This is a genomic window from Dongia sp. P2_B8 (assembly GCF_056404715.1).
Window position 1 is genome coordinate 1 of record NZ_JBFUDM010000013.1, and the last position, 10,727, is coordinate 10,727.

Genomic DNA, 10,727 nt, shown 5'->3' on the forward strand with positions numbered 1-10,727 from the left:
ATGATGATATTGACCTGACCATTGCCGGTGCCGCCGATATGGCCGACATCGGTCAGCGTCAGATTTTCGACATTGGCGCCCAGCGTGAAAGTGACCGACGATCTCACCAGATCGGTGCCTTCGTTGAGGCCCTCGCTTACCGTGTCGCCGAGATTGTCGACGATATAGATGTCGTTGCCCTTGCCGGCTGCCATCGTGTCCTGGCCGCCCTGGCCATCCAGCGTGTTGGCGCCGGCATTGCCGGTAAGTTCGTTGGCGAGAGCATTTCCGGTGCCATTGATGGCTCCTGTGCCGGTCAGGACCAGCTTCTCTAGTCCAGTGCCCAGCACATAGCTGACCGAGGCTTTCACCAGATCCTCGCCCGTGGTGCCGTCCTCAATCGCCTTGTCGCCGACGTTGTCGACAATATAGATATCGTCGCCATCGCCACCGGTCAGCTTGTCGAGGCCAGCACCGCCATCGAGGAGGTCGTTGTCCGCACCACCATTTAACTCGTCATTGCCGGCGTTGCCGAACAGCTGGTCATCGCCAGTGCCACCGGACAGCTTGTCGATCCCCGAACCGCCCTTGACGATGTTGTCGGCGGCTGTAGCCGTGAACGACCAAACCGCCGAACCCGTATAGGTGTAATTTTCAACATGGTCGAAGCCGCTCAAGATGGTAGCTGTCGTGCGCACTTCATCGGTGCCAGCATCGGCGTCTTCGACCGCCGTGTCGCCAGCATTGTCGAAAAGATAGATGTCGTTGCCGATACCACCGAGTAGCTGGTCATTGCCGGCGCCGCCATTGACGACATCGTCGCCGCCAAACGCATACAGTCTGTCGGCCCCGGCCGTACCGGAGACAGTGTCGTTGAGCAATAGATTCCTCTGCAGGAATCCCATCCAGTTGCCGGAATTCTGGAAGAACCTGAACGTCGCGACGTCCATCTCGCCGGTCAGCTGGAAATAGACCTTGCCGCCAAGGACGTATTGCCAAGAGGTGATAGTGCCGCTTGCCGGTCCGCCGGCGACATATTGAAAACCGGAGCCATAAAAGACGTCATACTCGGACGCGCTGTAACTGAGCTTGTAGGATGTGTTGGTCGCCGTGACGGCGACGGCATTTGCGGGAGCGGGGAAGAAGTCCTGTCCCATATCGACGCCAACAGGCTGGCCGCCGACCAAACTTGTTTTCGGAAAAGAAATGATCATGCTGCCCGACCTGTCCGGCCCCCGGACGATAAAGCTCGGGGCGCTGTTTTTTTGCTGCTACTTGCTTTTGATACTCTTCGCCCAAACACAACCTGGACGTTCCTTATCAGGATATAAGTCTCGTCCGCACACTCCAAGTGCAAATTAATGAAAAGTTTACTAAAAATCATACATGAGTGTAGGCCTTGTTATTTGTCCGGGGTGGGGCGGCTGCAGGCTTGTCCCGGTGCGATGAGTAGGGGCGAAATGATCGCCTAGCATCAGGGATTTTATACTGGTTTTGTATATCAGCAGCTTACTGAAAATCGATAATTCCATTCCCAGTATGCTGCGGCCATCCCGGTGGAACTAACGTCGACTTGGCCGGACATTAGGCGTTACTTCCACCTCGACGGTCGCGGCGCTGGAATTGTCGACGGCGCCGTGTTCACGCGGACATAGACGCCCTCGAACTCGCGGCGCCGGCTTTCCATAGCAAGACTATCCCACTCCGTTTCGATCGTTTCGCTGGCTTGCTGCCTTAGCTGAGGCGATGATCGAAGCAAAATGAAGGAGAGGTACCCACCCGAAGTCGCTGGTTACGGAGGGAGTTGAACCTGGCCCTCCATAAGGCAGAGTCGGCGACGCCAGCATACGGCGTTGGGCAGCTATCTAGAACAATCGAGCCTAGTTAGGTTCGATCAGCATTCCGATCGATCGACAGATCGTTGATAGGATGCATGTCGCCGGGTTATTTTCGACCGACCTCGTCGAGCAGGAGGGCGGCAGGAATTTTGAGTGCCTTGGCAATCTTGTTCAGAACGACCACTGTTGGGTTTTGCACCCCGCGTTCGACCCCACTAATGTAGGTCCGGTGCAGTCCGCACGCGAAGGACAGCTTTTCTTGCGACAAGTCCCGCTCCTCACGGTACTTCCTGACATTGAGCCCGACACGGCGACGAATATCCATGCCCCCGACAGGACAGAAATGTCTCTTATTGATCTACAGACTATGAGTCTCATTTTACCGCCGACGCGTATCCGGACGGCCCCTGAAGGCGTTCCCAATTTAGCCGGAGAAAATGATAGCCCAGCCGGCGTTCTTTTGTTCTTAGGCCCTGGGCAAGTTCGGCGACGTCATTGTTCGTCCTTCTTCTTCTCCGGATATGGAAAATCTTTTTTGGTCTGCTCGACGAGCTTGTCGACATCAAAAGGTGCGCGTTTCGCAACGGCCGCCTGCAGCAAGGCCTGATACCGCTCCATACGCCCGAAGAACACGCGGTTCTGTTCTTCTCCTTGGGGCGGGTCGCCGATGAAAAGTGCGCCCCTCGGCATTTCCATTGACAGCCCATAGGCCGACAGCAGTGATCGCATGCGTTCGACATCCTTAGCCTTGCCGGAAAGGGCATTCCGACGGACGATGATGAGCAGGATTTCCACAATGGACCGCTTTACTTGCTTCCCGTCTTCTTCGATGGTCATGACCTCTTTGGCAATATCGGTGACGATTCTGGCCTCCGCTGATAAACGGTTTCGCCGTTCGGCCTTTTCGGCTGGGGTCTCCTGAGTATTCGACGCCGTGGCCATTGCTGACATACCATTTCGCGGGCCCGGCCAGGGCGGTAGGCCATACTTGCCATACATCGCAAACCATTCTGTTCGGTCCCAATCGAATGGAATGTTTACCACATTCGGATGTCGTCGGACCGTTGCCCTCAGCACCCCGTGCTGCGCAAATATCTTGAGAAGGCCGGTCAGGGCTGTCTTGTCGTTTTTGTTTATCACTAGACCAACCTGGCGGCGTAGCGCCGCTTCAAGTGCGGAAATCTGCCGGACACGACCGCCTTGTTTTACCTGGATTGCCGCATTGAGGATGCTCTCAACGTTGATGGTCGATTCTTTGACTTTGTGTGCTCGTCCTTTCGGGTTTCCAGATTGGCCTTTCTGAAACCGCGTCGCCACCGGCGGTTTCCCATAGCCAACCGGATAGGTATCTTCCTTATCAGGCATCGCCAGCCTCACTTTCCTTATCGGCGGCGATGTCGTCAAAGGTGCGCTCGGTGGCGGCGTCAATGGCATCCTTACCGGTCTGTTTCTGCCAGCGCCGCACCGCCGCGTCGCAATAAAGCGGGTCGATTTCGATAGCGGCCACCCGGCGCCCAACCTGTTCACCGGCAATGATCGTTGACCCAGACCCGCTAAAGGGGTCGAGCACAAGGTCGCCCCGCTTTGAGCAGTCCCGCATCGTATCGACGATAAGGGCAACCGGTTTTACAGTTGGGTGCAACGTTAGTTCATCCATTCGACCGGTCTTGAAGGTGTTCACGCCCCGGTAATTCCAAACGTTGGACCGGCTACGCCCGTACCGACCCAGTTCGACATTGTTCACATGAGAGGCTGTGCCAGCCTTAAAGGCGAACACGAACTCGTGTTGAGACCGGTAGAGCGTTCCCATACCGGCATTGTCCTTAACCCAGACACAGATGTTCTTGAGTTCGCTGAAGGCGGCCCGCCCGGCCTCTTCGATTTCACCAACATGGCGCCAGTCCATGCATGCGAACACGATCGCACCGTCAACGCAGACGACGGCGATTTCGCCAAAGACCTTGGTCAGGAACGCGGTAAACTCGGCACGCGTCATTTCACCGGACGCCATAGCAAATTCGCGATGCTGGACATTGCCAAGCCCGGAGACGTGTCCATCGACCCGCACATTATAGGGTGGGTCCGTGAAGACCATTTCCGCTTTTTCATTGGCGAGGACAGTTTCATAGGAGGCTTTGGCCAGTGAATCGCCGCATAGAAGCCGATGGCGGCCGAGGAGCCATAGACCGCCAGGGCGGCTGACGGCGGCCAGGCCGGGGCTTGGCACCGTTACCTCGTCTGCGGGTTCCCAATCAGCCTCGCCTTCGATAACGAGGTCGATTTCCGCGGTTGAGAAAGCGGTCGAGGTCAGATCGATGTCGAGCGCCGCCATCTCTTTGAATTCGAGCAAGAGCAGCTCACGATCCCAGCCAGCGAGCTCAGCGAGGCGGTTGTCAGCAATGACGTAGGCGCGTTTCTGCACCTCGCTGAGGGAGGATAGACAGATCGTCGGTACCGAAGTATGGCCGAGCGACTTTGCCGCCGCGACACGCGCATGGCCAGCAAGAATCTGACCGGTGTCATCGATCAGAATGGGTACTGTCCAGCCGAACTCGGCAATGCTTTTGGCCAGGAGCGCGATTTGCTTCTTGGAATGCGTACGCACTAGCCGCGCGGCAGGGCGTAGGGACGCTATTTCACGCAGGTCGATCACGAGATCGCTCAGGGTATTGGGGCGCGCCGGTAACTGGGCGGCATGGACAGCAGCAGTGGCATGCGCTTTGCGCACGGACATGATGACGCTCCTTCTCGAAATGAGACCAAGAGCGCAGCCGCATAGTTCAGGGGAAGAAAATGCGGGCGCCCGATTTAAACCCGCTGCGGGACCATGCCATTGCAGCGACCTTTCGGGCGTCACGCCGTCACTAGAGCTTACCTGCAGTACGGCGAAGACATCTTCGCGCACGCTCTCGGCTCAGGTCGAGGTCACTATTCCAGAGACGAAATAAGAAGGCAATAGCCTCGATTCACGCTGATTAATGACAGACCCGACCACTCATTTTGATGCGGCGAGCCGACCGCTTGGCAACATCAGCCGGCCGTGCCAGCCAACGTCATTCTAGGACGACCGCGTTATAAGCCTCTGCAAGGCTCGGAGAAGTTTAGGCATTTCCAACTCTGATTTTCTCGGTCGAAACGAATGCATACTATAAGTCACAATTCCACTGGACTTCCGAGGCGGCTCACGCAACCAATGGCGAGTATTTTTATGGGAAGATGCGATACCGCCGCTGGCGCCGACCGAAATCCGATACATCAAGTTGGGCCCCGAAGGTGCCTGGGCCCAGGCTTGCTTCGATAAGGGGGTCATCGACTTTGGCTATGATCAGATCAGCCATGATCTATGCATGGTGGAAGATTGGGCCGCGGTCAGTGAACAGCTCAAGGCGATGGGACGCGGTAAGAGCAAGGTGACCGACGGTATCCGGGAAATCCGCGATTTCTATGCGCTGGGCGCTGACGTGCTATGGGTGACCATCGCCAATAGCCATCTCTGGTGGGCTTTTGCCACACCGGATGTCGAGTGGTTAGCGCCGCGCGACGGCCGTGGTTCGCGGTTTCGGCGGACCGTGGACGGCTGGCACAATACCGATATATCTGGCGTGCCGCTTCGATTAGAGCAGTTGAGTTCGCGATTGACTCAGGTTGCCGGCTACCGACAGACAATTTGTGCCGTCAAAGCTAAGGATTATCTCCTCCGACGTCTCAACGCCCTCGAAGATCGGTTGATGGTCAAAGCTAATTTGGCCAAACGGGATCTTATTGATACTGCACAGCGCATGATTGAGGGGCTGCACTGGGCGGACTTTGAACTCTTCATTGATCTGCTCTTCGCCCGGTCCGGCTGGCAGCGGCGATCTATCTTGGGCGGCCAAATGGCGGATGCCGATCTGATCCTGGAACAGCCAACCATTGAGGAACGTGCTTTTGTCCAGATTAAATCCACCGCGCGGCAGCGAGAACTCGATGACTATCTGTGGCGATTTAGAAATGGCGGTTACGACCGCTTCTTCTTCATCTGCCATTCCCCGATCGGCGATCTGAAAATCTTGCAACCCGGCAAAAATCTACATTTGTGGACCGGCCAGCGGCTGGCGCAGCTCGCTTTGGACCTAGGTCTTACCAACTGGCTGGTGGAAAAATCTCAATAATCAACCGCCTCGACGATCGGTCCTTGTCATGCCTCCAAAGTTAACCATACGGTCCAACGGGCCAAGTGAGCAGATAAACCGCAGATTGCTGCGCTGCATACAGCTTCGGCGTGACATTTAAGTGTTGGATCACGCCAGAGTAGAAATCTCGCTTGTCCGGTCCTAGGCCTTCAGACATATTTCGCAACGCCAACCGCGAGAGGGGTCTCGCGGAGGCTTGTTGCAACAGGGGGTAGTGCGTGGTCGATCACGCGACGCCGGGTCATGCTGTGGGCACTGGGGCACAAGTGCCGGAAGTCATTGATACTGGGCTGCTTTGCCTGGTTCTGATGCTGCGTTTTCATGGGCAGTCGGTTGATGCAAAGGCGCTATCGCATCGTATTGCGCCCGGGCCGAAGGGACTTGAGAGTGCGGATCTTTTGCGAGCGTCGCGGGAATCTAGTCTTAAGGCTCGCTGGGTCAGCACAGGCTGGAATCGCCTCACCAAAACACCGCTGCCGGCCATCGCCGAGACGAAGGATGGTCGTTATTTTATTCTTGCAAAAGTAGCGCCTGGCGATACCGCCACAGGCGCTGTTTCCGAAGCAAAAGCGCTGGTTCAGGACCCGGAGGAGAACCGGTCGATGGCGACCACGCGCACCGAGTTGGAACGCTACTGGACGGGCAAGCTGCTGCTGATGACCAAGCGCGCAAGCCTTGCCGATACCTTCGCCAAGTTCGACATCGCCCAGTTCATCCCCGTCATCCTCAAATGTAAACACAACCACCATGTCTCAGCTACGCGACACGCGTTCGTCTCGAAAAAGGCATTATGAATGTGATGGTAGAGACGGGCATCTCTCCCCTGGCGTGGTCGCCGCGATCGACGTCGCTCTTTCGTCGCTCATGAAGAATTGGGTGAGACGGGCAGGGAGAAGGTGGGCCGAGTGCATGGGACCTTCGTGCAGGCTGCGGATCTCACTTTCGGAATGCTCTACTGACATGCATTTTTTTGACACAACCCAAGCGAGGACATCATGACCGTAGGTACCACTGGGAACGACACGCTGACGGGTACGAACAGTGACGATATTCTTAGTGGCATCGGTGGCGACGACTTGCTCGTTGGCGGCCTTGGCAATGATACTTTGGAGGGTGGTGACGGACGTGACACGCTCATGGGTGACGCTGGTCACGATGCGCTCGATGGTGGGAGCGGCAATGATGTGCTCGTCGGCGGGGCCGGCAATGACAGCCTGACAGGCGGCGGTGGATTTGATACTGCCATATTCAGCGGCAGTGCCACCGACTATCAAATAGTCGATCTGGGCAACGGAAGTTTGCAGGTAACGGACTTGCGCGCTGGTTCTCCGGACGGGATCGATGTCGTGACGGATATCGACCACATTCGGTTTCTGGGCGATGACATTTTACCCAGCAGCATTGTGCAGGTCAGTAACCCGCTGCTCGTGGCATCGTCAGAGCAAATTGTTGCGACGGCAGCAGGCGCACAATATGTGAATGTCGTGACGATGCAGGACGGCAAGCATCTCCATATTTGGAATGAAGGCACGTCCGTCAAAGCCCAAATTGTGGGCGCCGATGGACAACCGGCGTCGTCCGTGCTGTCGCTCGGAACGGCCAGCGGTAAGGTAAACGTCGCTCTGCTGCCGAATGGCGGCTTTGTGACAGCGCGGATTACCGGCACTACCCTGTCGGTAGATCGCTATGATTCCGATGGCGTAGCAGACGGAGCCCCCCAAACTATTACCGGCGTTTCACCCTATGCTGGGGCGGGTGCCTCGAATGGCTTGGGAAGCTATAACTATCGCGCTTCGATTGCCGTTCTCCAAGATGGCAGCAGCGTCGTGTCCTGGAACAGCTACGGGGGTGACGGTACATTTGACGGAATCCGCGCCCAACGATACGACGAGTTCGGTGCGCCGGCGGGATCGTCTTTCCAGGTCAACACGGTCACGGGGGACTATCAGATCCTGCCGATCGTGACGACGTTGAGCAACGGCAATTACATCATCACCTGGCAAAGTGGCGCGATCTCAAGTCAATACGACGTCAAAGCACAGATCTATGCAGAAAATGGTACCGCGATCGGATCCGAGATCGCTTTGGCAAGTATCTCTGGCAGCAATGAAGGCACGGTGAGTGTTTCGGCATTGTCCAATGGCGGCTTTGTCGCAGCTTGGTTTTCTCTGGAGACAGTCAACGGATCGGCACAGGATATCTACGCAGGCGTCTTCGACGCGGCGGGTCAACCGATCGTGAGCAACTTCCGGGTGAATACGGCGCTCGCGGACTATCAATGGAATCCCGCCATCACCGTTCTTGCCGATGGCACATTTGTCGTCACGTGGGCCAGTGCCAGCACCGGCAGTTACGATATTGCCGGTCAGCGCTTCGATACCGCGGGGAACAAAATTGGCACGGAGTTCCTCGTCAACGCTTACATCATTGGTCAGCAGAATCTGCCTGCCATCACCGCCGATAATGATGGTGGGTTCACGATCAGCTGGCAATCGGACGATGGTACGATCCGCAGCCGGTCCTTTGACAGCGTTGGTACAAATCTCCCAAACAATGCGCCGACGGCGGTCACCGACACGGATGGTGGGACGAACACGGTGGTAGAGAACGCCGCCGTCGGTACGATGGTGGGCATCACGGCGCTGGCGAGCGATCCGGATGTGGGTGACGCACTGACCTACGGCCTGAGTGACAATGCTGGCGGCCGGTTCCAGATCGATGCCGTGACTGGGGTTGTTACGGTGGCCAACGGCAGTCTGTTGGATTTTGAGACGGCGACCAGCCACAGCATCACGGTGGTGGCGACAGATTCTGGCGGCCTCACTAAGAGTGAGACATTCAGCATCGCTGTAACCAATGTCAACGAAGCGCCGACGATGCTGTCAGATACTAATGTTGCTGCCAATACGGTGGCAGAGAACTCTACGGCTGGCACGGTGGTTGGCATCACAGCCTTGGCGAACGATCCAGATGCGGGCGACACGCTGACCTACAGCTTAAGCGACGATGCCGGCGGGCAATTCCAGATCGACGCGACGACCGGAGTTGTCACGGTGGCCGCTGGTGCAGCGCTCGATTTTGAGGCAACAACGAGCCACAGCATCACCGCGGTGGCAACGGATGCGGGGGGACTCATCAAGAGCGAAACCTTCAGCATTGGCGTGACCAATGTCAACGAAGCGCCGACGGTGTTGTCGGATACCGACGCCGCTATCAATATAGTCGCTGAGAATGCTGCCGTTGGCACAGTGGTGGGGATTACAGCGTTGGCCAGTGATCCAGATGCGAGCGACATACTGACCTATAGCCTGAGTGATGATGCTGGTGGCCGGTTCCAGATCAATTCCACGACTGGTGTGGTGACGGTAGCCACTGGTGCGCCGCTCAACTATGAGGCGGCGACGAGCCACAGCATCACGGTGGTGGTGACGGATTCGGGCGGCCTCACCAAGAGCGAGGCCTTCACCATCGGCGTGACCAATGTCAACGAGGCGCCGACGGGGTTGTCGGATGTTAATGCCGCTACCAATACAGTTGCTGAGAATGCCACAGCTGGCACGGTGGTCGGCATCACGGCGCTGGCGAGCGATCCGGATGCGGGTGACACTCTGACCTACAGCCTGAGTGACAATGCCGGCGGGCGCTTCCAGATCGATGCGACCACCGGGGTTGTCACGGTGGCCAATGGAAGTCTATTGGATTTTGAGACAGCGATCAGTCACAGCATTACCGTAGTGGCAACGGATGCCGGCGGCCTCACCAAGAGCGAGACCTTTAGCATTGGTGTTACCAATATCAACGAGGCGCCAACGTCGCTGGTCGATACGAACATGGCAACAAACAGTGTGGCAGAGAACTCTACGGCTGGCACGGTGGTTGGCATCACAGCCTTGGCGAGCGATCCGGATGCGGGCGACACGCTGACCTACAGCTTAAGCGACGATGCCGGCGGTCGGTTCCAGATTGATGCCGTAACGGGTGTGGTGACGGTTGGCAATGGCAGTCTGCTGGACTTCGAGGCGGCAGCCAACCATAGCGTTATCGTCGTGGCGACGGATGCCAGCGGCCTCACTAGGAGCGACACCTTCAGCATCGACGTCACAAATGTCAACGAAGCGCCGACGGATATCGCTCTATCGAATCTCGTGGTGACCGAAAACATCGCTGGGAATGTTGTTGGAAACCTGACGACTGTCGATCCGGATGCAGGCGATACACATACGTATACCGTGTCGGATAGCCGATTCGAGGTCGTCGGCGGTCAATTGAAGCTGAAGCAATACGAATCGCTCGACTATGCCAATGAGCCGGTTGTCAACCTCAGTGTAACATCGACGGATGCTGGCGGCCTCGCGATCACCGAAGCATTCGCGATCACCGTTGCTCGGGGCAACAACACGGTCGTAACGCTAAATGGAAAAGGCAATCCAATCGCGGTGACGGGGGCATCTGGCGGTGATCTGACGACGGTGACGACCTTGTCGGACGGCCGCCAGTTGGTAACCTGGCTGAGTTCGGGAACGACCAAGGGCCGGTATTACAATGCGCTGGGCCAAGCACTGGGAGCGGAATTCTCCCTGGGCAGCTCCCTGGGCATCGTCTCAGTGGCGGCGTTGGCCAATGGCGGCTTCGTGACGGCCCGGATCAGTACGACGAACACGCTGAGCCTACAGCGCTACGATACCGCGGGCCAGGCCGTGGGCGTTGCCTGGACGCGCTCGGTCAGTTTGTATGCATC

Annotated in this window: 7 protein-coding genes; 3 read left to right on the top strand and 4 right to left on the bottom strand. The window is 57.1% G+C overall.

The features are described 5' to 3' along the window. From AC1DWZ_RS23860 to AC1DWZ_RS23875, 4 genes are all read right to left on the bottom strand, one after another. The coding region (locus AC1DWZ_RS23860) for a calcium-binding protein (RefSeq protein ID WP_477171463.1) at positions 1 to 1,193 on the bottom strand (1,193 nt) is incomplete at its 3' end. A 730-nt stretch (positions 1,194 to 1,923) separates the two neighbouring features. Further along, positions 1,924 to 2,142, bottom strand: a complete 219-nt coding sequence (locus AC1DWZ_RS23865) for a helix-turn-helix domain-containing protein (RefSeq protein WP_477171464.1) — start codon at positions 2,140 to 2,142, stop codon at positions 1,924 to 1,926. Between the two features lie 167 nt (positions 2,143 to 2,309). Then, positions 2,310 to 3,182, bottom strand: coding sequence for a DUF5681 domain-containing protein (locus AC1DWZ_RS23870; protein ID WP_477171465.1), 873 nt, complete (start codon positions 3,180 to 3,182; stop codon positions 2,310 to 2,312). After that, positions 3,175 to 4,722: a site-specific DNA-methyltransferase gene (locus tag AC1DWZ_RS23875; protein WP_477171466.1), complete on the bottom strand. Its 1,548-nt coding sequence runs from the start codon at positions 4,720 to 4,722 to the stop codon at positions 3,175 to 3,177. Before AC1DWZ_RS23875 ends, AC1DWZ_RS23870 begins: the two co-directional genes overlap by 8 nt. A gap of 442 nt (positions 4,723 to 5,164) precedes the next feature. On the opposite strand from AC1DWZ_RS23875, the gene AC1DWZ_RS23880 reads away from it, so the two are divergent. From AC1DWZ_RS23880 to AC1DWZ_RS23890, 3 genes are all read left to right on the top strand, one after another. Then, the gene (locus tag AC1DWZ_RS23880) at positions 5,165 to 5,968 is read left to right on the top strand and encodes a restriction endonuclease (RefSeq protein ID WP_477171467.1); all 804 of its coding nucleotides are present in this window, start codon (positions 5,165 to 5,167) and stop codon (positions 5,966 to 5,968) included. 239 nt (positions 5,969 to 6,207) lie between these two features. Continuing rightward, positions 6,208 to 6,783 (top strand): cysteine peptidase family C39 domain-containing protein, encoded by a 576-nt coding sequence (locus tag AC1DWZ_RS23885; RefSeq protein WP_477171468.1) that lies wholly within the window; start codon positions 6,208 to 6,210, stop codon positions 6,781 to 6,783. A 201-nt stretch (positions 6,784 to 6,984) separates the two neighbouring features. Next, a partial coding sequence (locus tag AC1DWZ_RS23890) for a beta strand repeat-containing protein (protein WP_477171469.1) occupies positions 6,985 to 10,727 on the top strand: 3,743 nt, incomplete at its 3' end.